The organism is Sphingomonas vulcanisoli (assembly GCF_011761305.1).
GTDB classification, from domain to species: Bacteria; Pseudomonadota; Alphaproteobacteria; order Sphingomonadales; family Sphingomonadaceae; genus Sphingomonas_I; species Sphingomonas_I vulcanisoli.
Genome location: NZ_JAAOZC010000002.1, coordinates 407,148 through 432,772, shown reverse-complemented (window position 1 = coordinate 432,772; position 25,625 = coordinate 407,148). Strand labels below are relative to the sequence as shown.

The 25,625-nt window shown below is 65.2% G+C and carries 26 protein-coding genes and 2 tRNA genes; 14 read left to right on the top strand and 14 right to left on the bottom strand.

The features are described from left to right. Position 1: 1 nt before the first annotated feature. The 3 genes from tatC to FHS31_RS06185 all read right to left on the bottom strand — a co-directional run bounded on the left by tatC (position 2) and on the right by FHS31_RS06185 (position 2,292). The gene (tatC, locus tag FHS31_RS06195) at positions 2 to 778 is read right to left on the bottom strand and encodes a twin-arginine translocase subunit TatC (RefSeq protein ID WP_167072484.1); all 777 of its coding nucleotides are present in this window, start codon (positions 776 to 778) and stop codon (positions 2 to 4) included. Continuing rightward, on the bottom strand, positions 775 to 1,155 hold the full coding sequence (tatB, locus tag FHS31_RS06190) for a Sec-independent protein translocase protein TatB (protein ID WP_167072483.1): 381 nt from the start codon (positions 1,153 to 1,155) through the stop codon (positions 775 to 777). Before tatB ends, tatC begins: the two co-directional genes overlap by 4 nt. A gap of 75 nt (positions 1,156 to 1,230) precedes the next feature. Continuing rightward, positions 1,231 to 2,292, bottom strand: a complete 1,062-nt coding sequence (locus FHS31_RS06185; RefSeq protein ID WP_167072482.1) for a Ppx/GppA phosphatase family protein — start codon at positions 2,290 to 2,292, stop codon at positions 1,231 to 1,233. A 153-nt stretch (positions 2,293 to 2,445) separates the two neighbouring features. On the opposite strand from FHS31_RS06185, the gene FHS31_RS06180 reads away from it, so the two are divergent. Together FHS31_RS06180 and FHS31_RS06175 are read left to right on the top strand one after the other, a co-directional pair. Continuing rightward, positions 2,446 to 2,519, top strand: a tRNA-Gln gene (locus tag FHS31_RS06180). Between the two features lie 81 nt (positions 2,520 to 2,600). Beyond that, entirely contained in the window at positions 2,601 to 3,710 is a 1,110-nt protein-coding gene (locus FHS31_RS06175; protein ID WP_243843297.1) for a DUF3667 domain-containing protein, read from the top strand. On the opposite strand, the gene argC is transcribed toward FHS31_RS06175, so the two are convergent. From argC to FHS31_RS06150, 5 genes are all read right to left on the bottom strand, one after another. Continuing rightward, positions 3,707 to 4,639, bottom strand: coding sequence for an N-acetyl-gamma-glutamyl-phosphate reductase (gene argC, locus FHS31_RS06170; RefSeq protein WP_167072481.1), 933 nt, complete (start codon positions 4,637 to 4,639; stop codon positions 3,707 to 3,709). The two genes, FHS31_RS06175 and argC, sit on opposite strands and share 4 nt — an antisense overlap. Next, entirely contained in the window at positions 4,636 to 5,541 is a 906-nt protein-coding gene (locus FHS31_RS06165) for a C40 family peptidase (RefSeq protein ID WP_167072480.1), read from the bottom strand. Before FHS31_RS06165 ends, argC begins: the two co-directional genes overlap by 4 nt. Next, complete coding sequence (locus FHS31_RS06160; RefSeq protein WP_208408600.1) at positions 5,492 to 5,821, bottom strand: MarR family transcriptional regulator; 330 nt, start codon at positions 5,819 to 5,821, stop codon at positions 5,492 to 5,494. The genes FHS31_RS06165 and FHS31_RS06160 overlap by 50 nt, the downstream gene beginning before the upstream one ends. A gap of 137 nt (positions 5,822 to 5,958) precedes the next feature. Beyond that, complete coding sequence (locus FHS31_RS06155; protein WP_167072478.1) at positions 5,959 to 7,350, bottom strand: leucyl aminopeptidase family protein; 1,392 nt, start codon at positions 7,348 to 7,350, stop codon at positions 5,959 to 5,961. Then, positions 7,347 to 8,729, bottom strand: coding sequence for a serine hydrolase domain-containing protein (locus tag FHS31_RS06150; RefSeq protein ID WP_167072477.1), 1,383 nt, complete (start codon positions 8,727 to 8,729; stop codon positions 7,347 to 7,349). Before FHS31_RS06150 ends, FHS31_RS06155 begins: the two co-directional genes overlap by 4 nt. Positions 8,730 to 8,829: 100 nt before the next feature. Here FHS31_RS06150 and FHS31_RS06145 point away from each other — a divergent pair, with 100 nt between their 5' ends. After that, positions 8,830 to 9,039, top strand: a complete 210-nt coding sequence (locus tag FHS31_RS06145; RefSeq protein WP_167072476.1) for a hypothetical protein — start codon at positions 8,830 to 8,832, stop codon at positions 9,037 to 9,039. Between the two features lie 96 nt (positions 9,040 to 9,135). On the opposite strand, the gene FHS31_RS06140 is transcribed toward FHS31_RS06145, so the two are convergent. Beyond that, positions 9,136 to 9,546 (bottom strand): protein tyrosine phosphatase family protein, encoded by a 411-nt coding sequence (locus tag FHS31_RS06140; protein ID WP_167072475.1) that lies wholly within the window; start codon positions 9,544 to 9,546, stop codon positions 9,136 to 9,138. Between the two features lie 130 nt (positions 9,547 to 9,676). Here FHS31_RS06140 and FHS31_RS06135 point away from each other — a divergent pair, with 130 nt between their 5' ends. Then, positions 9,677 to 9,988 (top strand): hypothetical protein, encoded by a 312-nt coding sequence (locus tag FHS31_RS06135; RefSeq protein WP_167072474.1) that lies wholly within the window; start codon positions 9,677 to 9,679, stop codon positions 9,986 to 9,988. 264 nt (positions 9,989 to 10,252) lie between these two features. Further along, on the top strand, positions 10,253 to 10,804 hold the full coding sequence (locus FHS31_RS06130) for a PEPxxWA-CTERM sorting domain-containing protein (protein WP_341786296.1): 552 nt from the start codon (positions 10,253 to 10,255) through the stop codon (positions 10,802 to 10,804). Between the two features lie 85 nt (positions 10,805 to 10,889). Here FHS31_RS06130 and mutL read toward each other — a convergent pair whose 3' ends face one another. After that, the gene (gene mutL / locus FHS31_RS06125; RefSeq protein ID WP_167072473.1) at positions 10,890 to 12,752 is read right to left on the bottom strand and encodes a DNA mismatch repair endonuclease MutL; all 1,863 of its coding nucleotides are present in this window, start codon (positions 12,750 to 12,752) and stop codon (positions 10,890 to 10,892) included. A 130-nt stretch (positions 12,753 to 12,882) separates the two neighbouring features. Here mutL and FHS31_RS06120 point away from each other — a divergent pair, with 130 nt between their 5' ends. The 6 genes from FHS31_RS06120 to FHS31_RS06095 all read left to right on the top strand — a co-directional run bounded on the left by FHS31_RS06120 (position 12,883) and on the right by FHS31_RS06095 (position 18,695). Continuing rightward, the gene (locus FHS31_RS06120; RefSeq protein ID WP_167072589.1) at positions 12,883 to 13,896 is read left to right on the top strand and encodes a rod shape-determining protein; all 1,014 of its coding nucleotides are present in this window, start codon (positions 12,883 to 12,885) and stop codon (positions 13,894 to 13,896) included. A gap of 144 nt (positions 13,897 to 14,040) precedes the next feature. Beyond that, positions 14,041 to 14,916: a rod shape-determining protein MreC gene (gene mreC, locus FHS31_RS06115; RefSeq protein ID WP_167072472.1), complete on the top strand. Its 876-nt coding sequence runs from the start codon at positions 14,041 to 14,043 to the stop codon at positions 14,914 to 14,916. After that, positions 14,916 to 15,443: a rod shape-determining protein MreD gene (locus FHS31_RS06110; RefSeq protein WP_167072471.1), complete on the top strand. Its 528-nt coding sequence runs from the start codon at positions 14,916 to 14,918 to the stop codon at positions 15,441 to 15,443. Before mreC ends, FHS31_RS06110 begins: the two co-directional genes overlap by 1 nt. Then, the gene (gene mrdA / locus FHS31_RS06105) at positions 15,443 to 17,425 is read left to right on the top strand and encodes a penicillin-binding protein 2 (protein WP_208408576.1); all 1,983 of its coding nucleotides are present in this window, start codon (positions 15,443 to 15,445) and stop codon (positions 17,423 to 17,425) included. Before FHS31_RS06110 ends, mrdA begins: the two co-directional genes overlap by 1 nt. A gap of 44 nt (positions 17,426 to 17,469) precedes the next feature. After that, a complete protein-coding gene (rodA, locus tag FHS31_RS06100) occupies positions 17,470 to 18,522 on the top strand; it encodes a rod shape-determining protein RodA (RefSeq protein WP_208408599.1) in 1,053 nt (350 codons plus the stop codon). Between the two features lie 97 nt (positions 18,523 to 18,619). After that, positions 18,620 to 18,695, top strand: a tRNA-Lys gene (locus FHS31_RS06095). Positions 18,696 to 18,771: 76 nt separating this feature from the next. Here the strand turns inward: FHS31_RS06095 and FHS31_RS06090 are convergent. The 3 genes from FHS31_RS06090 to FHS31_RS06085 form a co-directional block, all read right to left on the bottom strand. Next, a complete protein-coding gene (locus tag FHS31_RS06090) occupies positions 18,772 to 19,038 on the bottom strand; it encodes a hypothetical protein (protein WP_167072469.1) in 267 nt (88 codons plus the stop codon). Positions 19,039 to 19,630: 592 nt separating this feature from the next. Further along, positions 19,631 to 21,349 carry an AAA family ATPase gene (locus FHS31_RS16375; RefSeq protein ID WP_341786302.1) on the bottom strand — a complete coding sequence of 573 codons (1,719 nt, stop codon included), beginning with the start codon at positions 21,347 to 21,349 and terminating at the stop codon, positions 19,631 to 19,633. Further along, on the bottom strand, positions 21,283 to 22,272 hold the full coding sequence (locus FHS31_RS06085) for an integrase arm-type DNA-binding domain-containing protein (RefSeq protein ID WP_167072468.1): 990 nt from the start codon (positions 22,270 to 22,272) through the stop codon (positions 21,283 to 21,285). Before FHS31_RS06085 ends, FHS31_RS16375 begins: the two co-directional genes overlap by 67 nt. A gap of 334 nt (positions 22,273 to 22,606) precedes the next feature. On the opposite strand from FHS31_RS06085, the gene FHS31_RS06080 reads away from it, so the two are divergent. Continuing rightward, positions 22,607 to 23,263, top strand: a complete 657-nt coding sequence (locus FHS31_RS06080; protein WP_167072467.1) for a restriction endonuclease — start codon at positions 22,607 to 22,609, stop codon at positions 23,261 to 23,263. Here FHS31_RS06080 and FHS31_RS06075 read toward each other — a convergent pair. Continuing rightward, a complete protein-coding gene (locus FHS31_RS06075) occupies positions 23,260 to 24,486 on the bottom strand; it encodes an N-6 DNA methylase (protein WP_167072466.1) in 1,227 nt (408 codons plus the stop codon). The two genes, FHS31_RS06080 and FHS31_RS06075, sit on opposite strands and share 4 nt — an antisense overlap. Before the next feature lie 149 nt (positions 24,487 to 24,635). Between FHS31_RS06075 and FHS31_RS06070 the strand changes: the two genes are divergently transcribed. Both FHS31_RS06070 and FHS31_RS06065 read left to right on the top strand, forming a co-directional pair. After that, positions 24,636 to 24,875, top strand: coding sequence for a hypothetical protein (locus FHS31_RS06070; RefSeq protein WP_167072465.1), 240 nt, complete (start codon positions 24,636 to 24,638; stop codon positions 24,873 to 24,875). Continuing rightward, positions 24,872 to 25,432 carry an AAA family ATPase gene (locus FHS31_RS06065; protein ID WP_167072464.1) on the top strand — a complete coding sequence of 187 codons (561 nt, stop codon included), beginning with the start codon at positions 24,872 to 24,874 and terminating at the stop codon, positions 25,430 to 25,432. The genes FHS31_RS06070 and FHS31_RS06065 overlap by 4 nt, the downstream gene beginning before the upstream one ends. The last annotated feature ends 193 nt before the right edge of the window (positions 25,433 to 25,625 follow it).

The window sequence follows — 25,625 nt, the reverse complement described above, 5'->3', positions numbered from 1 at the left end:
ATCATAGCGCCGGGGGCAAGGCCTCCGGCGCGTCTTTCTTGCGGCGCTTCTCGGTGAACCAGATTCCGATCAGCGCCAGCTCGTAGAGCAGAATAAGCGGCACCGCGAGCAGCACCATCGATCCGAGATCGGGGGGCGCCAGCAGAGCAGCCACCGCCGTATTGGCGACGATCGCATAGCGCCGAAACTGGACGAGCTGTTTGCGGGTGACGAGGCCGGCACGCTCCAGAATCATGAGCAGCACCGGCACCAGGAAGGCGATCCCGAAGCCGAACAGGAACTGCATGACCAGGCTGAGGTAGGAGGCGATCGAGGGCAGGGCTTCCTGCTGCACCCCGCCGAGATTGCCCTGAAAGCCCAGCAGGAAGTGCAGCGCCATCGGAATGGCGACATAATAAGCCAGCGCCGCGCCCATCGTGAACAGCACCGGTGTCGCCCAAAGAAACGGCAGCAGCGCATTGCGCTCCTTCTTGTAGAGCCCGGGCGCCACAAACTGCCACAGCTGGTTGGCGATGATCGGGAAGCTCAGCATCAGCGCCGAGAAGAAGGCCACCTTCATCTCCACGAAGAAGGCTTCGAACAATTGCGTGTAGATCAGCTTGTTTTGCCCCGCACGGATCAGCGGGTGGACCAGAAAGCTGAAGATCGGCCGCACGAAATAGAGGCAGATGCCGAACGCGATCGCCAGCGCGAGGATCGACCATAGCAAGCGCCGCCGCAGCTCGATCAGATGATCGAGCAGGGGCGCGCGGCTCGATTCGAGTTCGTCGTCGCTCACGATTGGGGTTTCTCGGGCTCGGGAAGCGGGAGTTGGGGATCGGCTTCGGGCGCTGGCAGCGCGGGCTTCATCTCGGGCTCGGCCGAGGTTGCGAGCATCGCATAATGCGCATCGTTGGCTTCTTCGGCTGGAGCCGCGACCGGCGGATGCTCGCGCATGATCCGCTCATTCTCTTCCTTCCAGCGCTTCTCCATCTCCTCCATCTCGGACTGGCGGACCATCTCGTCGAAGCCGGCGCGGAAATGCCGCGCCATGCCGCGCGCGCGCCCCACCCACTGGCCGACGATCCGCATCACCCGCGGCAGATCCTTGGGCCCGATCACGACCAGCGCCACGATCGCCACGAGGAGATATTCCGAAGGTTCGATGCCGAACATGGAAAGGGCCTTAGAGCGCTTTTACGCGCATTGCATCGGTGGAGTTGGGCATCGCTGGAGTTGGCGCGAGCAGGCTCAATGCGCGTCCGATGCGATCAGTCCGCGCAATATGCCCTCGCGGATGCCGCGATCGGCGACGCCCAGACGCTCGGCCGGCCACAGATCGAGGATGACGTCGAGGATCGCGCAGCCCGCGACCACAAGATCGGCCCGCTCGCGCCCGATGCAGGCGAGCTTCGCGCGCTCGCTAACGGTCATTCCCGAAAGCCGCAGGCTGATCGCGCGCATCGCGGCGGCGGGGACGATCAACCCGTCTACCTTGCTGCGATCATAGGCCGGCAGATCGAGGTGGAGGCTGGCCAGCGTTGTCACCGTGCCGGACGTGCCGAGCAGGCGGCCAGGGCCCATCCCGGCGCTCCTCAGCCGCTCGGCGAAGGGGGCGAAGGCATCGGCGACGCGCGTCACCATCCGCGCATAAGCGGCCCGCAGTTCCGCCTCGCTGCCGCCGATGTGCGGTTCGCTCTCGGAGAGCGAGACGACACCCCAGGGCGCGCTATACCAATCGCGCACCGCGCCCTCACGGGCGAGCCCGTCGAGCAGGACAAGCTCAGTCGATCCGCCGCCGATATCGAACACCAAAGCGGGATCGTCGCCCGGCTCCAGCAGCGCCTGGCAGCCGGTAACTGCCAGCCGCGCTTCCTGTTCGGCGGTGATGATCTCCAGCCGGATGCCGGTTTCGTTGGCGACGCGATCGATAAAGGCCTGGCCGTTGATGGCGCGGCGGCAGGCTTCGGTGGCGACCGAACGGACCAGCGTGACGTTGCGCCGCCGCAGCTTCTCCGCGCATATCGCCAGCGCGGCCACCGCGCGGTCCATCGCCGCATCGCTCAACTGCCCCGAGGCGGCCAGACCCTCGCCCAGCCGTACGATCCGCGAAAAGGCATCGACGACGACGAAGCCGTCACCCTCGGGCCGCGCGATCAGCAGCCGGCAATTGTTGGTGCCGAGATCCAGCGCGGCATAAATTCGCCGCGGCTGATCGCCCCGCCGGGGGCGCTTGGTTTCAATCGCCGGCGCATTCCCGGCAGCAGGCGCGGCCCCGAAGCGGGCCGCATCCTGGCGCTTCCGCTCGCCCATGGATCACTCTTCTATTCTCCGGATCGGCAATCGCCTCCGGGACTTGGCAATGAGCGTAAGCGGAGCGACCGGAGGGGGCAAGGGGTGCGATCGGGTAACGTCCCCGCGTTGACAGGCCGCTGCGCCCCGCCTATTTCGCGCGCCTTCGCGCATTGCCCTGTCGTCTAAAGGTAAGACCACGGACTCTGACTCCGTTAATTGAGGTTCGAATCCTCACGGGGCATCCAGCGATTACCTACCGCAAAAGACCCGTACCGATTCAGCTTCCCTCTCGACGGAGCATTTCGGGCGCGTCATGGTGCGCCGCAATGGGCGAGAGTGGGGAAAGCTTGGGAGACATGGCGGCGGCGGGGTTGCTGGCACGCGAAATCGACCGTGCGCGGAGCGGCCAGCCCGCGGTGGGCCACCCTCTCAACGAGCCTTGCGCCAATTGCGGCACGATGCGCGTCGGCGAATATTGCCATGCCTGCGGCCAGGCGGGGCATGTCCACCGCTCGCTGGGCGCGCTGGTTCACGATATCTCGCATGGCGTCTTCCACTTCGAAGGCAAGATCTGGAAGACGCTGCCGATGCTCGGCCGGCAGCCGGGCGAGCTGACGCGGCGCTATGTCCATGGCGAGCGGGCCAAGTTCGTTTCGCCGATGGCGCTGTTCCTGTTCTCGGTCTTCCTGATGTTCGCGGTCGTCTCGAATATCGGGGTGGATCCTGGTGAGTCGCTCCGGACCAAGGTGACGAGCTCGTCCCAGCTCGCTGTCGAGCGCAGCAATCTCCAAACCAGGATCGCGGCGCTTCAGGCCGCGCGTGCGGCATTGCCCGCGGCCGGCGGATCCCGCGCCGGAATCGATGCCAAGATCGCCTCCGCGCAGCAGGATCTGTCGGCGCTGCAGATTCCCCGGAAAGCCCGGGCAGTCGTTCATACGACGGATGGCCATGATAAGGAGGTCGATATCTCCCGCGAGCGGCTATCTCAGAATGGGTTCGATACCGGCCTCGGCTGGTTCGATCGACTGGTCAGCCACGCCGCCAGGAACCCCGAGCTCGCCGCCTACAAGCTCAAGAGCTATGGCTATAAATATAGCTGGGCGCTGATTCCGATCTCGCTGCCCTTCATCTGGCTGCTGTTTTGCCTCCGCCGCGATGTCGGGCTTTACGATCACGCCATCTTTTCGATCTATTCGCTGAGCTTCATGAGTCTTGGGGTGGTCGTGCTGGTGCTGGCGGGCGCGATCGGCGTGCCGAGTGCGCTTATCGCGCTCACCGCCATATTCGTGCCGCCGGTCCACATGTATCGGCAGCTCAAGGGCGCCTACCTGCTCGGGTGGTTCGGTGCCGCATGGCGGACGTTGGCGCTGCTGATCATTACGTCGATCACGCTGTCGCTGTTCCTCAGCTTCATCGTCTGGATGGGCACCGACTAAAGCCGCAGCCCCGCATTCTCGGGCAGGCCCGCCATCAGGTTGAGGCTCTGCACCGCCGCGCCGGCGGCGCCCTTGCCGAGATTGTCGAGCGCCGCGATCAGCCGGGCTTGGCCATGGCGATCGTCGCCGAACACGAACAGCTCCAGCCGATCGGTGCCCGCCTGCCGTTCGACGAACAGCTCGGCGTGCGTGTCCGCATTGACCGTCACGGTCGTCGCACCCTCGTAAGCGGCGATCAGGCAATCGCGCAGCGCGGCAACGCTGCCGCCTGCCTGCGACAGGTGGATCGGCACTTCCGTGATCATTCCCCGATAGGTATTCACCACCGAGGGGAAGAAGATCGGCGCATGCGCGAGACCGGAATGCGCCTGCATTTCCATGACATGCTTGTGGCCGAGGCCGAGGCCATAGGCGCGGAACGCGGTCTCGGTATGATCGGGATCCTCTTTGTCTTCGTAGCGCGCGATCAGCCCTTTGCCACCGCCCGAGTAACCCGAAACGGCGTTGACCGAGAGCAAGGCCTCGGGCTGGAGCAGCCCTTCACGCACCACCGGCCGCACCAGCGCGAGGAAGCCGGTGGGATAGCAGCCGGGGTTCGAGACCCGCCGGGCGCTGCTGACCGCCTCACGCCCGCCCGGCTCCAGCTCGGGAAAACCGTAAACCCAGCCCGGCGCGGTGCGGTGCGCGGTGGAGGCGTCGATCACCCGGGTATGATCGTTCTCGATCAGCGCCACCGCCTCGCGCGCCGCGTCATCGGGCAGGCAGAGGATGACGACATCGGCGGCGTTGAGCGCCTCGGCGCGCGCGGCTGCGTCCTTGCGCCGCTCTTCGGGCAGCTGGATGAGCGTTATGTCGCCGCGTCCCGCCAGCCGCTCGCGGATTTCCAGCCCGGTGGTGCCGGCGCCGCCATCGATGAACACCTTGGTCATGCGAGCCGCCTACGCGCGAGAATCGGCTCCGCATAGTCCGGAAGCAGCCGCGTGACGACGTCGGCCAGCGGCTCCCTGGTGACTGCCATCCAGAAGGCGTTGGCGTGCAGCAGCGTCGCTGCATCGGTCATGATGCCGACATGGCCGGGGAAGAAGATGAGGTCGCCGCGCCGAAGCGGCGCATCGGCGGCCAGTTCCTCACCGAGCGCGCGCTGCTGATCGCTGTCGCGCGGCGTCGCGACGCCCGAGAAGCCCAGCGCCACCTGAACCAGCCCGGAGCAGTCAATGCCCCCTGCGCCGCGCCCACCCCAGCGATAGGGCTGGCCGATCAGCCGCTCCGCAACCGCCACGAAATCATCGGCCTTGGCTTGTAGGGGTTCGGCATGGCGCGCGTGGACGTAGCCGTTCTCGGTGGCGATGAACGTGCCTTCGATCGCGCCGCTAAAGCGCGTTCCGAGCGGCCATTGGCCGACGATCGGCGTCTTGATGTCGGGGCCCGCGAAAACCAGCGCGCTCGGCGCGCAAACCCGGAAGGTGGGTTCGGCGATCGCATCGAGCGTGGCGCGGGGGATATAGCCGACATAATCGTCATGCAGGCAGCGACCCCAGGCCCAGTCGCCGGAAAGATCGAGCAGCGCGAAGCCTTCGCCGCGCAGCAATTGCGATACCGCCCGCGCCTCGGCACTCGGCTCGCTCAGAACCATAACCGAATCGCTCGCCACATGGCATTCGACCGCGCGGGCGAAATGGGGCGCAAAAAGCATGCCCGCCAACGCGACATCGGCAATGTCCCGGCGATAAGCGTGAGTACGTGGATCTGGGCGCTGGCTCGGCCCCGTCAGCCGGAAATGCTCAGGCCATGGCGCGCTTGAGGTGGGCCCCTGTTGGGTGGTCGTCGCCATCGATCAGCTCACCGAAGCCTTCAAGGAATTTCGCTCCCATATCGGTGTGCGCGATGAAGATATTGCGGCGATCCGTCTCGTCGCGTTCGCGTTTGAGATAGCCGAGCGCGCCCAGGGTATTCAAGGCGCGCGTGACCACCGGTTTGGAAACGCCCAGCGATTGCGCCAGGCCGCGTACCGTATGCGGTCCGCTGGTGAGATAGACGAGCAAAAGCAGCGCCATCTGGCGATTGGTCAAATCCGGCCGGCCTGAACGCACGTAGCCTACGAGCGTCGACATCCAGCCGGAGAGCGTCGTATCGTGCAACATAGGAGAACGCTCCCGAACCTCTCTCACATCCCCCGACGGATAAGAGAACACAGAAGAGGCCGGATCGTTTCATCCCCGATTCATCCGGGGCGATTCAATTTGCGCCGTCAGGCTGGTCCGTAGCGCGTTTTGAGCATCGCCCAGGCGGCGCGGAGGCCCAATGCCTCGCCGCCTTTGGGCCGGCCGGGCTTGCCGGCGGGGTTCCATGCGAAGGTATCCAGGTGCGCCCAGGCTATGCCCGGCGCGACGAACTTTTCGAGAAAAAGTGCGGCGGTGATCGATCCCGCGAAGCCGCCCGTGCCGGAGTTATTGACGTCGGCCAGCTCCGATTTGAGCATATCGGCATAGGGCTGCCATAGCGGCAGCCGCCAAAGCGGATCGCCGGCAGCAGAGCCCGCTTTCGCCAGATCGTCGGCCAGCGCATCGTCGTTGGCGAACAAAGCGGGCAGATCGGGGCCGAGCGCGACGCGCGCGGCGCCGGTCAGGGTCGCGAAATCGAGGATCAGCGCCAGCGCCTCCTCCTCGCACGCCCGGGTCAGCGCATCACCGAGCACCAGCCGCCCTTCGGCATCGGTGTTGCCGATCTCGACATGCAGCCCCTTGCGGCTCGCCAGCACGTCGCCGGGGCGGAAGGCATCGGCGGAGATGGCATTCTCGGCCGCCGGAATCAGCAGATGCAGCCGCACCGGCAGCCGCGCACTCATAACCAATTGCGCCAATGCCAGCGCATGCGCGGCACCGCCCATATCCTTCTTCATCAGCAGCATGCCCGACGAAGGCTTGATATCGAGTCCGCCCGAATCGAAGCAGATACCCTTGCCGACGATCGCGATGCGCGGATGCTTGGGATTGCCCCATTCCAGCTCGATCAGCCGCGGCTGGCGATGGTGCGCGGCGGCGCGGCCGACCGCGTGGATCATCGGATAGCCCTCGGCCAAATCCTCGCCCTGCGTGCTGCGGACGGTCGCGCTCTCAGCAGCGCCGATCTGTTCGACGATCCGATACAGCTCGACCGGGCCGAGATCGGCGCTCGGCGTATCGACCAGATCGCGGACCAGCGCGACCGCGCGCGCGATCCGCACGGTCTCGTCGATCCGGGCGGCCTCGTCGGTCAGCAGGATGCGCGGCGGGTTGGGCTTGGGCTCCCGGCGGTAGCGATCGAAGCGGTGTTGCGCGAGCAGCCAGCCCAACGCGCCATCCCCCGGCGCGCCCTCGGCCAGCCGATAGCTGCCCTCGGGCAGTTTCCCGGCAAGCCCGGCGAGCGACCAGGGGCCGAGCACCTCCTCGGTCCCCGCCACCACCGCCCAATCCTCCGCGCCCTTGCCGGGCAGGATGGCATGCGTGCCCGCCTCGCCCTCGAACCTGGCGGCGGCGAGCAGGGCACGGACGCTGCCCGGCTGATCCTTCAGCCAATCGCCGAACCCCGCCTTGGTGACGCGGTGGACCGCACGCGCGGGCTGGCCGCGATCGGCCTGAAGCAAAGCGGAGAAATCGGTCATGGCTCTTTCGGATCGACGAGGAATTGCTCGAACCGGCCAGTGTCGCCGGGTTCGAGGAAGGTGCTGAGCGCGAGCGTGCGGCCAGGATAGCGGATATCATATTCCCGGATGACGAAGCCGCCGCGCAGCTTGGTCTCCCCGCTCTGCTTGAAGTCGATGGGGTCGCCAAGCTTGCTCAGACTATCGTGGTAATCGCCGGTCACGGTCTGCGTGAAATAATAAGCGGCGTTGGAAGTAAGCTGGCTGCGATCGAGGGTGCCGCGGCGCAATTGATCGTAGAGCAGACGAGCGCGGGTCAGCGCGCGGGCGTCGGCGGCATCGGGCACCAGCAGCTTGGTCAGCGCGGCGCTGATCGCGGTGTAGGCGTTGCCGGACCAGCTATTGGTCAGCACCACGATCGCCGCCTTCTGATCGGGATAAACGACGTTTTCGGAGAGGAAGCCGACCGCCTCGCCATCATGCTTCACGAAGCGCAGGCCATCCTTGCTGCCGACGTCGACGCCCAGGCCATAGCCAGTGCCCTTGCCGTCGCTCAGCTTGATCTCGGTTTCCTGCGCCGCCCAATCGGCGGGCGTCAGGACGGTCCGGTTGATCCGCGCCACGTCCCATTTGGCGAAATCGCGCGCGCTCAGGGAAAGCTCGCCGGCGGCGTAGAGCCAGCCGTGCGCGGCGGGCTCCACCACCCGCACCGGGCCGAGCGCGGCGCGGCCATAGCCTTGCGGAAAGCCCTTCCCCACGGCCAGATCCTGATCGTAGGCGGTGATGCCCAGCGGTTTGAAAATCCGCGCGTTCAGAAAGTCGAGCAGCGGCACTCCTGAGACCTTCTCGACGATCATGCCGGCGACGACGAAGCCGGTGTTCGAATATTGCCACTGCGTGCCCGGCGCGAAATCGAGCGGCTTCTTCGCCCAGCGATCGACGATCGCCTGCGGCGTCACCGGATGCGCCATGTCGGCGAAGCTGTAATCCTGCGGCCAGTAATCCTGGATGCCGCTGGTGTGGCTGAGCAATTGGCGGATCGTGATCGTATCGCCGCCGCTGATGCCGGACAGATATTTGCCGACGGTGTCGTCCAGGCTGAGCTTATGCTCGTCGGCGAGCAACAGCATCGCGGCGGCGGTGAATTGCTTGGAATTGGAGGCGATCTGGAACGGCGTGTCCGGCGTGCCCGCCGCCATCGTCGCGGACGGCTTGCCATAGGTCTTGGCGAAGACGATCTGACCGCCGCGCACGATCGCAATGGCCGCCGCGGGGGTTTCGGTAGCGGCGAGACCGTCCGTGACGATCTTGTCGACCTGCGCGGTCTCGGCCGGCGTCAGATTTTGCGAGAGAGCAGGCGCGGCGAGCAGTAGACCGGCGGCGATGATCGATCTCAGCATGGACGGCATCGTTACAGAAAGGCGGCGCTGGCGCAAAGCCGCGCGCGGCGCTTGCGGCGGACGGCGTGGCTGGTAGCCTGTGCCCAACAAAGGGGAGACGATGATGAAGCTGTTGATGATTTTGGGCGCGCTGGTGGGATCGTTCGCGGCATCCGCCGCCATCGCGGGCGATCCCGCCGTGGAAGCGCCGATCCAGCGGATGATGCAGGGCTTCAACACGGGCATCCGCCCGCTTGGCTCTCCTCCCGGCCTGTGGCCGATCCGGGCGCGCGGTCGCGCTTGCGGGCCTATTGGCCCGGCGAGCACGTAAGTCGATCCATCGAACTGCCTTGCTCCGGCGCAGGCCGGAGCGTCGGGCGCATCGCTTGCCGCATCGCTCCGGCCTGCGCCGGAGCACATTGGGCGGTTAGCCGAGCATCGATCGCAGCGGGCTCAGATCGTAGCCCTGCGCGGCGGCCTTTTCGACCAGCTCGTCCGCCGGAGCGCCGGTTTTCGCGCTCGCCAGCGCCCACAGATAGGTCGATCGCGTGCCCGATCGGCAGAAGGCGAGCACCGGCCCCGGCGCTTGCTGGAGTGCGGCGGCCATCGCATCGATCTGGCCCTGATTGAAGCCCGAATGATCCACGGGGATCGCGGTATAGCCCAGCCCCGCCGAAGCCGCGGCGGCGGCGATCTCCGCGCCCCGCGGCTGATCGGGCGATTCGCCTTCGGGCCGATTGTTGATGATCGTCGTGAAACCCTGCGCCGCGGCGTCCGCGACATCGGCAGGCGTGATCTGGCCAGCGACCGAGATCATATCATCGAGCTTGCGGAACATGGGCGCCTCCACGGAACTGGCCGCAGCCCCTGGGCGATCCCATGGCCGGACGCAAGTCCGAGGGAACGGGCGAAGCGCGCCGCTCGTTGACCGATCCCAATGTTTCCGTTGCTTTTGAGAGGAGTCCATCATGGCTGACAGCGATCTTCCTACCGACAATCAGGCACTCGATCTTGATAAGGCCGAGGGCCGCGCGCCCGGGTCGTTCGGCGAGCCTGACGAGCGGCTTTTCCGCCAGGGCGGCATCAATCAGGAGCTGCCAGAGGCGGTGGAAGCGATGACCGAGGCGCAGCGGATTGAATATGAGAAGCGCAAGAGTTTCGGCAACGCTGTAGACGATAATGCCGCCAGCCACTCGGGCGGCATGGGCGCACAAGGCGGCCAGACCGACTTCGGTTCGGCAGGCAATCTCGCCGGGGGGTTCAACACGCGCGACGAATAGTCTCATTGTTGATGCCTGGACGGCGGTTCGGCGAGTGCCGGGCCGCCGTTTTGGCGTCTAATGGCATTGCCCGCCGCCCACCTGGCGTGGTGTCCCACCATAACGGGAAAGAAATGACGCTATATATATCAAAATGATCGCCCACTTGCCATCAAAAACTACGAATAGTCGAAATAAAAATATCGACAAGCAGGTGGACTGTGATAATAGCTGATTCCAGATGCGCCGCGGGGGCAGCGATCATCTTTGCTTTAGGGGGAATGCGTGAAAAAGGGTTTCGAAAAGTCGGCGATGCTGGCCGCCTTGAGCGTGTGCGCTATCGCGGCACGGGCGGATGCCGCTGCAATCATAGTGAATTTCAGCTTTTCGGGCGACTCGGGCGCTCCGGGCACGGTCACCGGGCAACTCGTGTTCAACACCTTCGGAACGAATGTCGCGGCAAGCAGCGTGTTCATACTGACCTCGACCAATTCTCATATTCTCCTTACGCCAAGCCGCAATTATGCCCTTACCGCGCAAACCAACAGTTTCACCGTTACGGAGAATGGCACCGTCTCCTCGGCAGCGTTCGGCTCTTCTTTTATCAATTCTTTCGGGCAGACGTATGTTGATCTAAGTACCAACGGGTTCAATGGACTCGATTATTTCAATAAAAACGACTTGGAGTTTGCGATTGCAAATAATCAGACGGCGCCAACCTTTACATCAGCGGCCGCGGCTGTGCCCGAAGCGCCCACCTGGGCGATGGTTATCGGTGGGTTCGGAATGATGGGTGGCGCTCTGCGGCGCAAGCATCCTCGTGTTACCTTCGCATAGCTCTTCAAACGAGCGCAGAGCGAGATCCCGATCGTGCGACGTGGTCTCACATGCTCCGCATCAGCGGCTTCGTCTCTGCTGCTAACTACTTCCGTCCGAACAGTTTCTCGATGTCGGTGTGGGCGAGTTTGATCCAGGTGGGGCGGCCGTGATTGCATTGGCCGGAGTGCGGGGTGACCTCCATTTCGCGGAGTAGAGCGTTCATCTCGGGCACCGAGAGCGTGCGGCCGGCGCGGACCGAGCCATGACAGGCCATGGTCGCGGCGACATGATCGAGGCGTTCCCTGAGGCTTAGCGCCTCGTCATAGGCGGCGAGCTCGTCAGCGAGATCGGTGACGAGGCCCTGAACCTCACTTTGGCCGAGTAGCGCGGGCACGGCGCGGATGAGCATCGCGCGCGGCCCAAAGCGTTCGAGCTCGAGGCCCATTTCAGCGAGTTCGGGGGCGCGGGTTTCGAGGCGATCGCAGGCGGTCTCTTCCAGCTCGACGACTTCGGGGAGGAGCAACGCCTGCGTCTTTACCCCACCATCCGCCATTGCGCGGCGCATGCGTTCGAGGACGAGGCGTTCGTGCGCGGCGTGCTGATCGACGAGGACGAGACCATCGGAGGCCTCAGCGACGATATAGGTATTGGCGATCTGGCCGCGGGCGATGCCGAGCGGGTGCTGGGGGCTGGGCGTTTCATGGGCGGGGGAGGCGCGGCCTGAGGGAAGCGCGAAAGCCGTGACGCGGTCCCAGACTGAACCTTGAAGCCCCTCCGCTTCAAGGGAGGGGTTGGGGGACGCCGGTGAATAGGCGGGGTAGTTCGGTACGGGGCGTAGACTCCCCCACCCTAACCCAGCGCCGGGTGAATAGCCCCCCGGGCTATTCAGGTCAGGCTGGGAGCCTGACCGACCCGGCACTCCTAAAGGGAAGGGGCTTTGTTGCCACGCTCCTAGCGCGCCCGCGCTGACCGGCTGGGCACTTCTATGGCCCGCCGCATCCAGCGCGGCTCGCAACCCGCCAACGATCAACCCCCGCACCAGCGCAGGCTCCCTGAACCGCACCTCGGTCTTCGCCGGATGCACGTTAACGTCCACCTCGCTGGTCGGCAGATCCACGAACAAGGCCACGATCGGATGGCGATCGCGCGCCAGCAGATCCTGATAGGCCGCGCGCACCGAACCGATCAGCAGCCGATCCTTCACCGGCCGACCGTTGACGAACAGGAACTGATGATCGGCAACGCCCCGGCTGAACGTCGGCAAACCCGCGACGCCGCCGAGCCGCACCTCGCCCCGCAAATGATCGATCGCGACAGAATTGCGCACCAGCTCACGGTCCGTCAGCGCCGCCACCCGCGCCGCCTGGCTCTCGGGCTGAACCGCGAGGCTGCGGCGGCCGTCATGCTCCAGCGTGAAGCCGATCTCGGGCCGCGCCATCGCCAGCCGCTTGACCACATCCATGCACGCCCCGAATTCGGCGCGCGGGCTGCGGAGGAATTTCTGGCGGGCGGGGACGCGGGCGAACAGGCTTTCCACCTTGATCCGCGTGCCAGGCGGCAACGCGGCGGGGCCTTCCTCGATCAGCTGGCCATTATCCACCGTCCGCCGCCAGCCCTCCGCCCCCCGAGCCCGGCTTTCGATCGTCAGCCGCGCGACGCTGGCGATCGAGGGCAGCGCTTCGCCCCGAAAACCGAGCGTCTCGACCGCATCGATGGCATCGTCGGGCAGCTTGGAGGTGGCGTGCCGTTCCAGTGCCAGCGCCATATCGGGCGGGCTCATCCCGCAGCCGTCGTCGATCACCTCGATGCCGGCGATTCCCCCTTCGGAAAGACGGATCAGGATGGTCGCCGCCCCCGCGTCGATCGCATTCTCGACCAGTTCCTTGAGCGCGCTCGCCGGGCGCTCGACCACCTCGCCCGCGGCGATGCGGTTGACAAGATGCTCGGGGAGCCGGCGTATTGACATGTAGCCCCCGTCTAGCCCAATCGCAGGGCTTCCGCGACCCGGTGACACGCCCTTATCCACCGTTTCCGGCGTGGCGGCGCAACGCTCTTCATGTAATGGAATTTGCCCCTTGTTTCGCTGGCTCAAATTCATGTCGCACGACATGGCGATCGACCTCGGCACCGCCAACACGCTCGTCTACGTGCGGGGGCGCGGCATCGTGCTCGATGAACCATCGGTGGTGGCGATCGAGACCGTCAACGGCGTCAAGAAGGTCCGCGCGGTGGGCGACGATGCCAAGATGATGATGGGCAAGACGCCGGAGAATATGGAGGTCATCCGCCCGCTGCGTGACGGCGTGATCGCCGACATCGATGTCGCCGAGCAGATGATCAAGCACTTCATTCACAAGGTCCACGGCAAGCGCCGCTTTCCGCGCTGGCCCGAGATCATCATCTGCGTACCCTCGGGATCGACCAAGGTCGAGCGCCGCGCGATTCGGGACGCCGCGAGCAACGCGGGTGCCAGCCAGGTGTGGCTGATCGAGGAGCCGATGGCGGCGGCAATCGGCGCCGATATGCCGGTGACCGAGGCGATCGGATCGATGGTGGTCGATATCGGCGGCGGCACCACCGAAGTGGCGGTGCTCTCGCTGCGCGGGTTAGCCTACACCACCAGCGTCCGCGTCGGCGGCGACAAGATGGACGAGGCGATCGGCTCCTATGTGCGCCGCAACCACAATCTGCTGATCGGCGAGGCGACCGCCGAGCGGATCAAGCAGCAGCATGGCATCGCCAAGATGCCTGCCGATGGCGTCGGCGAACGCATTCACATCAAGGGCCGCGATCTGGTCAACGGCGTGCCCAAGGAGATCGAGATCACCCAGGCGCAGATCGCCGAGGCGCTGAGCGAGCCGGTGTCGGCGATCGTCGAGGGCGTGCGGATGGCGCTGGAGAATACTGCGCCGGAGTTGGCCGCCGACATCGTCGATCAGGGCATTGTCGTGACGGGCGGCGGCGCGCTGTTGGCAGGGATCGACGATGTGCTGCGCGAGGCGACGGGCCTGCCGGTGACGATCGCGGAAAATCCGCTGACCTGCGTGGCATTGGGTACGGGGCGCGCGCTCGAAGATCCGATGTTCCGCGGCGTGCTGCATACCGCTTGATGGATAGGCGGGCCATGCATCCCGCCCGAACCCCAAGACCGTTCGTGCCGAGCGTGTCGAAGCACCGTTCTTCTTATCCGGGCGACGGACAAGGCAGTACGGCCCTTCGACAGGCTCAGGGCAAGCGGTAAGAGACGCGCGCGCATGGCGCCACCCCGCCACCGCGACCGCGGCTTTTCCCGCCGCGCATCGAACAGCCTGTTCTTCGGCTATGTCGCCGCCGCTGCGGGAATCGTCCTTGGGCTCGGGCTGTTGCTCGTCGCGCGGTTCGATCCGCTGGCATTTCAGGGCATTCGCGGACTGGCGCTCGATCTGACCGCGCCTTTCTCGTCCGCAACCCGCGTGGTGGCGCGCGGCGGCGATCGGGTGGGTGGCACGATCGGCGATTATTGGCGTGCGGGCGCGCACAATGCGGAGCTGGAGCGCCAACTTGCCGAGGCACGCCGCGCGCTCATCCAGGCGCAAATCGACAGTGCCGACAATCATCGCCTGCGGCGGCTGCTCAAGATCGTCGGTGATGGCGGCCAGCCGGTCGTGGTCGCGCGGATCGTCGGGTCCAACACCAGCGGGCAGCGGCGCTATGCGACGCTGGCGGCGGGCAGTGGTGAGGGCGTGCGGGCGGGTCAGCCGGTGCGCGGCCCAGACGGCCTGATCGGCCGCATCGCCGAAGCAGGGCATGGCTATGCGCGCGTCCAGCTGATCACCGATGGCGGATCGACCGTGCCTGTTCGCGTCGTGCGCACCGGCCAGCCGGCGCTGATCGTCGGCCGGGGCGATGGCGGGCTCGACGTGCGCGCGACGACGATCGGCGCGCAGCCGTTCCGCCGCGGCGATCTGCTCGCCACATCGGGCACCGGCGGCGTCTTCCACGAAGGCCTGCCCGTGGCGGTCGTCACCACGGTGAGCGGTGAAGTCGCCGCCGCGCGCGGCCTCGCCGATCCGGCGACGCTCGACGTGGCGATGGTGCTGCCCGAAGTCGCGGTGGCGCCGCCACCCCCGCCCCCGGTCGGCGCGCACTGATGGCCGTCGGCTACGAATATGAGGCCGATCGCATGCCCGCGCGGCTATGGATCGTGCCGATCGCGACGACCGCTTTGGGCTCTGCGGTGGCGCTCACGCCGATTGTCGTGCAGGTTCCCGTAGTGCCGCCGTTCGGGCTCCTGGTGGCGCTCGCCTGGCGGTTGCTGCGGCCGGAGATGTGGGGCGCATGGATGGCGCTGCCGCTGGGGCTGATCGACGATCTGATCGGCGGCGCGCCCCTCGGCACCGCGATGACTTTGTGGACCATCGCTTTCCTTGCGATCGAGATTGCCGAGCAGCGCGTGGTCTGGCGCGATGTCTGGCTGAGCTGGCGGCTGGCAATCGGCGCGATCGCCTTCTGCGTCATCGGCGCCTGGGGTTTGGCTTTTCTGGCGGGAGGAGCGGGGCCGATCTGGCTCATCGTGCCGCAATTGCTGCTGTCGATCCTCTGTTTTCCGGGCGTAATGCGGCTTGTCGCCGTGATGGACCGCTGGCGGCTGGGGGAACGGGCTGCTAATTCGCGCTGATGAACCTCCTGGGCCGAAGCCGGATCATCACCGAGCAGGCATTGGCCTATAGCTTCACGCGGCGCGCGATGGTGCTGGGGGCCGGGCAATTCGGCATTGGCGCGTTGCTCGCCGGGCGGATGGCGTGGCTCGCGATCGCGCAAAAGGACAAATACGACAAGCTCGCCGAGAGCAATCGCGTCCAGAGCCAGCTGATTCCGCCTCGGCGCGGCTGGATTGTGGATCGCAACGGACTGCCGATTGCGATCAACCGCACCAACTTCCGCGTCGATCTGATCCCCGATCGACTGCAGGATCCCGATCAGGTGATCGATGAGCTGCGCGCGATCCTGAATCTCGATCGGGACGACGTTCAGCGGATCAAGGACGCGCTCGATCGATCGCCGGGCTACCAGCCGGTGCCCGTCGCCGAGGATGTGCCCTATGAGAAATTCGCTGCGATCAGCGTACGCCAGCTCGATCTGCCCGGCGTCGCACCCTCATCGGGCTATGCGCGCGCTTATCCTGCCGGCGCGGCGGTCGGTCACCTCGTCGGCTATGTCGGGCCGGCGGCAATCGAGGATTATCAGCGCACCCATGATCCCCTGCTGATCACCCCCGGCTTCAAGATCGGCAAGGAGGGGATCGAGAAGGTGATGGAGCCGTGGCTGCGCGGCCGTCCCGGCGCCAAGCGCACCGAGGTGACCGCACACGGCAAGCTCGTCGCCGATCTCACCACCCGGCCTGAGGAAATGGGCCATACGCTGAAGCTCACCATCGATGCGCCGCTGCAGGAATATGCCGCACGCCGGCTGGGCACCAACAGCGGATCGGCAGTGGTGATCGATACCGTCCACGGCAATATTCTGGCGATGGTCTCGATGCCCGCCTATGATCCGGCGAGCTTTGCCGACGGCATCAGCAAGGCCGAATATGCGATGCTCTCGGCCGACGATCATACGCCGCTGCAGAACAAGGTGGTGCAGGCGCTCTATCCGCCGGGTTCGACGGTCAAGCCGATGGTCGCGCTGGCGCTGCTACAGGCCGGCTTCGATCCGCAGGAGCGGGTCAATTGCTCGGGCGTGCTCCGCGTTGGCAACGGCCTGTTCCATTGCTGGCGGCACAGCGGGCATGGCCCGATCGATATGCACCGCGCGATCCAGCAAAGCTGCGACGTCTATTTCTGGACAATGGGGCGCCGGCTCGGCATCGATCGGCTGGCGCCGATGGCGCGCGCGATGGGCCTGGCGCAGCATTATCCGCTGCCGCTGACCGGGCAGCGGTCCGGGCTGGTGCCGGACAGTGCGTGGAAGCTGGCGCGCTACAAGCATCCCTGGACGCAGGCGGATACGGTCAACGCTTCGATTGGCCAGGGCTACTTCCTGATCAAGCCGCTGGAGCTGGCCGTGATGGCCAGCCGTATCGCCAGCGGCAAGGCGCTGGAGCCGCGCTTGATCGCCAACCGCCGCTACGGCCCGCAGGGCGGCGGCCTCGGCCTCACCGATGAGCAATTGGCACTGGTCCATGCCGCGATGCGCGACGTGATCAACAGCGGCGGCGCGGGCACCGCGGGCAGCGCCCGGCTGCAGGTGCCGGGCGTCGAGATGGCGGGCAAGACCGGCAGCGCGCAGGTCCGCCGGATCACCATGGCCGATCGCGCCGCGGGCCGCACCAACACCATGCTCCAGCCGTGGAAATATCGCGATCACGGCCATTTCATCGGCTTCGCGCCCGCGCTGGAGCCGCGCTATGCCATCGCCGTCAGCCTGGAGCATGGCGCGCATGGCGCCGCCGCAGCGCAGGTGGCGCGGGACATCATGACCTTCCTCTACGCGCCAGATCGCGCCCAGACGACGCTGGCGGCGCTGGAGCAGGGCTGGGGCGGCGATATCCGCACCCGCATGGCCGCACAGGCCGAACGCTGGAATGCCGATCACGACAGCTCGCCGACGCCGCAGCAGGAGGCGCCCGAGGCGGACAGCAATGGTGAGGTGCCGGATTGAGCCGCGGGATCGTTCCCACCACCTTGGCGCGCCTGCCCTGGGGCATGCTGCTGCTGATCACCGGCATCTGCGGATTCGGGCTGGTCGTGCTCTATTCTGCCGCCAACGGCAATGTGCGCCCCTGGGCCTTTTCGCAGGCGTGGCATTTCCTGCTGTTCCTGGGCGGCGCGATCTGGCTGTCGCGCTTCCGTGAGGAGCAGATTAAGGCGATCGCTTGGCCCCTGTATTTCGGGCTGGTGATCCTGCTGGTCGGGGTCGAGGCGCTGGGCGCGGTCGGCGGCGGCAGCCGGCGCTGGCTGGATATCAAGGTCATCCGGCTCCAGCCGTCCGAATTCATGAAGATCGGCATCGTGCTGGCGCTGGCGCGCTTCTACGATTTGCTGCCCGTAGGTGAGATCCGCGCCTGGTCGGCGGTGTGGCCCGCCGCCATGCTGATTGGGGTGCCCTTCGCGCTCGTGATGGTGCAGCCCGATCTCGGCACCGCGCTGATGATCGCGTTCGGCGGCATGGTCGTGATGTTCCTGGCGGGCATTCCCAAGCGGCTGTTCGCGGTGGGGATCGCCGCCGTCGCCGCGCTGGTGCCCGTCGCGCTGCGCATGATGCACGATTATCAGCGCAAGCGGATCGAGATCTTCCTCAATCCCGAAAGCGATCCGCAGGGCGCGGGCTATCACATCATCCAATCGAAGATCGCGATCGGATCGGGCGGCTTGACCGGCAAGGGCTTCCTCGCCGGCACGCAGAGCCATCTCGATTATCTGCCCGAAGGCCATACCGATTTCGTCTTCGCGACGATGGCCGAGGAATGGGGGCTGGTCGGCGGCATCGGCATCATCTTTGCCTATCTGCTGGTGATCTGGTGGGGGATGGGCGTCGCCAGCCGCGCCAGGACGCGCTTCGGCCGGCTGACCGCCGCGGGGCTGACGACGACGATCTTCTTCTATGTCGCGATCAATCTGGCGATGGTTATGGGCCTCGCCCCGGTGGTAGGCATCCCGCTGCCATTGGTCTCGTTCGGCGGATCGGCGATGCTGACGGTGCTGATCTGCCTAGGCCTGCTGATGGCGATCGATCGCGGGCGGGAGCGGCGCGGCTAAGATTTCCCGCGCGAATCGGTTTACAGCAGCGCCCCCCGCCGCTAATGGCCGCCGCTCGCAAACGGGCACGGCCCGATCTGCGCGCCTTCACAGGCATGGACGCATAGCTCAGTTGGTAGAGCAGCTGACTCTTAATCAGCGGGTCCTAGGTTCGAGCCCTAGTGCGTCCACCACTTTTTCTCGTAAAAACAATACCTTACGGGTTGTGGCAGCCGGTGCTGCTTCTGCTGTTTCACTGTAGGTAGCAGTCTAGGTAGCGAAAATTTTTTCACGCCGAGTATCCGAGGGCGTCTCGGAATTGCCCACCGATTCCCACGTCTGACATTCCGCAGCGCCTTGAAGCTGGCGCGTCTCGCAAATCAGGACCAGCGCGCCGAAGTCCTCGCGCTCACCAAGCCGGTCGGCAATTCTGCGAACCCACGCCAGCGGCAAACCATTGTCATGCGCCACCTGACGCAGATAATCGTCGCGGCACTCCGCTCCGCAGGCGCGATACTGCAAGAGCAAGTCGTCCATCTGCCCAACCCTTCCTTCGGCTGAAAGCCGCACTGCCTGCGGCATGCGGCCTGCCTTCCGGCGAGGATGGGAGGGGGAGGGAAAGCCGAATCGGCGCCCTGGCGCGGGCCAGCGGGCGCGCAGCGACCGCCACACGGGGGCGGCTATTCTGCTTTGGGAACGAGAGGGCAAAGCCCTTGGCGTTCCCATGCGATCGGCAACGGAGGCGGCAGCCTCCCTCAGCCGCGCAAGCGGCACAAAGACGGCGCCCTCGCAACGGCGCGTCGCGGCCGGCGGCGTGGCGGCGAGCCGAGCGCGCGACAAATCTGTTGCGCGCAGTGCAGCGCCGCAGCTCGAAGCGAGCGCGAGACCGTCGCCCGCCCGGTAAGGAGAGAGGCGAGAGCGCCAGCGGGTCAGCACAAGAACGTCGCGCCCTTAGGAGCGCGCAGCGCGGGACAGAGCGCGTCCTTAAGAAGTCCCGCTCAATCTATGGCCCCCTTCCTCCTTACGCTCCCGATCGTCACCCGAATGGGCCGGGACTACAGGCCCGGTTCGCGCAGCGAATAGAGCGGGTTGCCTGAAGGCCAGCGCAGAACCCTTACGTCCTGTCAAATCAAGGGAGCTTCGCAGCATTTTGTCGTTGGCGAAGATCGTCCGTCCATGATGATAAGGCCGCAATTTCCGCAGCGAGGATGTCTGGCTGCGGCAGGGGACGGTTCAAGGCTGGAGCAACGCTATGCAATAACTCGGAGCAACGCCCAAACCCGTCACGCATGGCTTCGCAGTCGGCAACCGTGATCGCGGTCAGCTTGACCAAGCCGGGGGTTTTGACCTCGTTGGACAGACGGCGGATGACGTGGCCAACGGCCTCCTCCACCGCGATTTCCCACGTGTCGCGCAGCGATCCGGCAATCGACTTCACCGTATCGCGCCATTTGTCCTGATCGCCCTGATCGAAGTGGTAGCGTTCGTTGGCAAGCTGGTTGGTGAGGCTGGTAGTGATGTCGGTTACGCGGCGCGCCTTGAAAGGCGGCTCGCTGCGACAGAAACCCGCCTTGTCGCTACCGCGACTGACGGAGCTGATGGCGACCTGCGGCTTGGGCTGCGCCTCGTCCGCGGCGCGATTCAGCTCGAACAGGAAAGCAAGGTCATGCGTGAACACGATGACCTGCCGGTTCGCGGCCTCTGCAATCAGCCGCTTGGCGACGGCTTCGCGGTGCATGTGGTCAAGCGACGACACGGGGTCGTCAAAGACGATGCCGGACTTGTTCTCGGTCGTGGCGAGTTCGGCCATGAAGGCGGCCAGGGCAACGCAACGATGCTCGCCCTCGCTCAAGACCTGCCCGACCGATGCCATGGGCTTGCGGGTCAGCGCGACCTTGAAGCGCGGCACGCCCTGCACGCTGTTCTGCTGGCGCAGCTCCACGGCAAGGCCGGCGATCTCCAAGCTCGCCACCTCACGCGCAAACTGCGCGCGCAGCGCGTCCGTCACCAGTGCCTGCGCGATTTCCGTGCTCTTGGTGGTGATACGGTTCGTGGCGGTGTCGCGCTGAGCCATCTCAAGTGCCTTGATCTGTTTCAGCCGCTCGATCTGCGCCAGCACGTCGGCCTTGATGCCGTTGAGCCATTGGCGATCGGCAAGCTCGGTGCGCTCAGCGATCAACGCGGCGCGCGCCGGCGAACCGGCCTCGGCGTCAAGCGCCTCGCCCCGCGCCTCGAGGTCTGCCACCTGGTCGGCAAGCGCCTGATGCGGCAAAGCGACCAGCTCAGCATCAATGACGGCGGCGGGGTCCGCATGGCGGCGGCTGATCTGACGGTGACGCCACAAGGCGTGCAGGCCTGCGCGCCTGACCTCGGTTGCCAGCGCATCCTGACGCAAATCGTCACGGATGGTCGCCACGATGACGGCAAGCTCGACCAGCGTAAGGTCCATTTGAGCGAAAGCCACAACGGCGTCCTCATAGGCCGTGCGCGCGGTATCCGCCCGCTGCTGGCTGTCGTCGCGCACGAAAGCCTCGAAGCGGTTGAGGCGGTTGGTAGCTTGCGGGGACAACTCCTGCTGGCACAGGACGCAAACGCTACCGGCATCGGTGACGGGAAAATCCCGCTCCGGATAGGCCGCTTCGACCGAAAAAGCCCGCGCGCTTTCCCACAGCGACTGCCACACTTCGGAGCCGATGTGCGGGAGTGGTTCGCCCGCGAACAGCGCGCCGGACGCGGCCTGCGCCGCCTGCCGCGCCGCTTCACTCACGGCTGCCAACCGGCTCAGTTCGGCGGCGCTGTCGTCGCCGATGGCGGCAAACAGCCCGTCCAGCCGCGCAATGTGTCCCACGACCTTGGCTTTGAGCGCGGCAAGCTGGCGGGCCGCGCGCGCGGGATCACCGGCCAAAAGACCAGGTCGCAATTCTCGAACCGCGGCACGGCGTCGAGCGCGCGCAATGCGAACGGCGACAGCGGCACCGTATTCGGCTTGCCGTTCTTGGCGAGGTGCGCCGGTATCTCCCATAGCGCGGCATCGCGGTCGATCTGGCTCCAACGCATTTCGGCGAGTTCGCCCCGGCGTTGGGCGGTCGCGAGCAGCATCAAGACGAACGGTCCAAACGGAAACGGTTCGGCGGTCGCCGCCTTGACGATGCGGGCGATCTCATCTTCGGACAGCACCCTGTCGCGGGCGCGTTCGCGGCTCGGTGCGGCGATGCCAAGGATCGGGTTGGCTTCGATGATGCCGCGTTGCGCGCACCAGTTCAGGAACTTGCGCGTGTGGGCATGGATGCGGTTCGCCTGATACAGTGCGCCGCGCTCGCTCGCCTCATCGACCACATCCAGAATATCGGCCTTCGTGATCGAACGTACATCGCGCGGTCCATAGGGCACGACCAGTTCACGCATCAGGATGCGCTCCGCTTCGCGCCAGCTCTTGTTGCGCGGCTTGGCATAACTGCGGATGAAATCGGCGACCGCTGCCTGCACGTCGGTGACCGCTCGGCGTCGTCGCGCCTGCGGGTCCACGCCGTCATCGACGAGCCGCAATATCTCGACCGCTTTTTCCCGCGCCTTGGCGAGCGACACGATGGGATAGACGCCAAGCGCCGGATGGCGCTGTTCCAAGCCCCAGCGATAGGCGAGGTAGAAGGTCTTTCGCCCGCTGGACGTCACCCGCACGCTGAAGCCGGGGAAGCTCGTATCGCGTATATCCTGCCGCTTCGCGGTCGGTTTCACGGTTTCCAACAGTCGGTTCGTAATCACCTTGCGCATCGTCGTCATCCTTTCGACGACGAGCTAATAATCACCAATTCCCCGCTATCTCAAAGAAAACCTCCGTCGTTGACGGCATGGAATGGAAAAGTTCGACCTGACATGATCTGCATCGCATCTTATGATCCGGCGATGACCGGGGGGTAGTTTAGATCGGACTTGCTGTTCGTGACCCGCATCAAGTGCCGCGACACTGTTTTCCGGTTTTCAGACCTCACGAAATTGCATGATCCTTCAATCGCTGGGAACGCGATAGCCTCTTGTCTCAATGGGAGCGATGGCTACCCATATCCCGACAGCGCCGGTCCATATGGCCGCGCAGAGGACCGGGTGCATGATTCCGACCGAAAAGATCTACAGCGCAGACGACAGCAAGTACGACCAGAAATCCGTCAGCGCGCGTCTCGAAGCCCTGTTCCTGAACAACGTCGGCCTCGTCGTCCCGCGCGAACAGATCATCGCGGCTGCGCGCAACCCTATCACCGGCAAGGAGCCGGAGAATTGGCATCAGCGGCTATCCGAATTGCGCACCGACAAGGGCTACACGATCCTGTCCGCGCGCGACTGGAAGGCGTTGAAGCCCGAGGAATATGTGCTGGCCAATGTCGAGCGGCGCGAGACAGCGGCGAAGCGCGTGCGCCCGACACCGGCGACGTGGAAACAGGTGATGGCGCGCGCCGAGAACGCCTGCGAATGGCGTGAGGACGGTCAGCTCTGCGGCCTGAAGGAAGGCGCGATCGATCCGATCGGCGGCGGCACCGTCAAGCTGACGCCCGACCATACGACGCCCCATTCGGTCGATCCCAACTCCGATCCGACCGACCCGACGCATTGGCAAGCGCTGTGCGGGCGGCATCAGGTGATGAAGAAGAACTTCTGGGATGGCGCGACCGGCAAGGTGAACGTCATCGCCATCCTGCAGGCCGCCAGTGTCGAGCAGAAGCGGCAGGCGCTGTCGTTTCTCGAGCAGTTCTTCGGGCGCGACCGTTAGGCTGGAAGCCGGAGCGGCAGGTCGAGCAGGTCGGCCTTCCCCAGCAATCGCGCGCTGACGCCCTTGGTCGCTGCACGCAAGCTCGCCGTGCCAACCGGCGAACGCAATGCGTCGAACACGGATGCGCGGACCTCGGCCGGAACGCGGACACGGTAGATACAATCCGTCACGGCGGCACGGCCGCTTTCTACGATCGCGACCTTCTCGTGCAAATTGCGATCGACGCGGGCCATCAGGATGTCGCCCGCTTCGGCAACGATCAGCTTTTCGTTTTCGGGCAGGCCGGGATCGATATCCAGCACGACCGATCCGTTCTCGATGCCGCGATAGTCGGTCGTATGGAATGTAGGATAGGTCGCGGCCTTGCGGGCAATGGTATCCAGCGAGCCGCGCCTGATTTCCGCGCCGAGTTGGCGAAGCGTCGCGAGCCGCCCCGCATGGTCGCCGCGATGCGCGTGGAAGTCGAAATCCATCCGCGCCTCGGCATCCTCCCGGCTGACCATGATCGGAGCCGACAGACCCGTATCCGCATCATAGCGCAGCAGCTTGATCGCATCGGAGGGACCGGCGTTCTTCGTGATGATGAGGATGAAGCACCGCGCTTCGGTATCGTGAAAAGAGTGGTTGGGGAGTTGCAGGATGCAATCGACCGCATGGCGATCCATGATCGCCCGGCGAAAGGCCGTCGTGCGCCAGCCCGTCAGCAAGCCGTCCGGGGCGATCAGCGCGATCTTGCCGTCGTCGCGCACCATGCGAAGGTTCTGCGCGAGGAAGAGGATTTCAGCCGTAGCATCGGCAGTCGAGGGGCACGCATCCGCGAGATCGGCCTGTTGGAGAATGCGGGCGTAATCGCGGTTCCATGACGGGCGGAAGAAGGGCGGATTGCATACGGCCAGATCAAATGGACCGTCGTTCGTCAGGCCGACTGGAAGCATCGGGTCCAAAACGTCGCGTACATGGTGACGATGCAGCTTTGCACCCGCATCCTCGATCGAATGGTGCAGTTGCTCGACAATGCCGGGATCGAGATCGACGGTGACCGCTTCGACGCCTTGCCACCGACCCACGACCGCCGCCGACAACGAACCTTCACCCGCGCCGAGGTCCAGCACATTGCGCGGCTCGAAGTCGCCTAGCTGATCGACCAACAATTCCCCCACCGCCGTCCGCGTGTAGAAGCGGTTTAGCGTGTCCTGTCGTTTCTCGGCGAAGGCAGATGCCATGATGCTCCACAGGGCTTGCTTTGTTCCGCTACCCATAACGGGTCGGCGGTGCCGTGTCAGGAGAAAAGACGATCACGCGCTATGGCTGAACCACCCTCCCGAAATCACCAGCCGTGACGTTTGGTCACCATGATGATATAGACAAGCGAATGGCGACCCGTCTCATCAAGCCGACTCCTGTGGACGTCGATCTATGGCCGATCCTCGAAGCCGCTCTGCGACAGGATGACGGGTCGGTCGCGCGTGCGCATCTCGCCGCTGGGCGGGCGATTTATTACAGTGAAGACGATACGCCACGCGATACGGTCATCAAGGAACATCCCGATGGCCGTCGCGAGCTGGTCCGCTTTGACATCCAGGGCGAGCATCGCATTCGCGATCTGGCGTGACTCCGCAGCTTTGGGTGTTCGCCGGGCCTAACGGCGCGGGCAAGACGACGATCGTCGATCGCTACGTTTCCGGCCGCATCCCGGTGGTCAATCCGGACGCCATCGCACGCTCGTTCCCCGGTGTTGGCAGTGAGGCTGAGCGCCTCCTTCGTGCCGGTCGGATCGCCGTTGCCGAACGTAGCCGGTTGCTTGGAGAACGACGCACCTTCGCGATCGAAACGACGCTGACAGGTCACAGCGAACTGGACCTGATGCGATCCGCCAAGACGGCAGGGTTCAAGGTGACACTCGTCTATATCGGCCTGCAAAGCGTGGGCCACTCGATCGGGAGGGTTCGGGTCAGGGTGGAGGAAGGTGGTCATAACGTGCCGTTGCCTGATCTGCTCCGCAGGTTCGGAAGAAGCCTCGCGAACCTCACCATCGCGGCCGACCTCGCCGATCGCGTGATCCTGATCGACAACAGCGCCAAGCGACGCCGCTTTCTCCTGTCGCGCGAAAACGGAAGAGTGAAATATTCTGCTGCGCAACTCCCTGCGTGGGTCGAGCCGATCCGATGATATATGGTGTGTTCCGGTTGGGTATCAGCGGGGCATCAGATGCATGTGGTTGGATGCTAGACGTTGAAATCGATCCGATCGGGTTGCGACGCCAAGATTCGCGATGCCAATGTCTTACACTATGAAATGAAACAAAATAACTCAATATAAACAGACGCTTAGGCCAACTCTTAATCAGCGGGTCCTTGGTTCG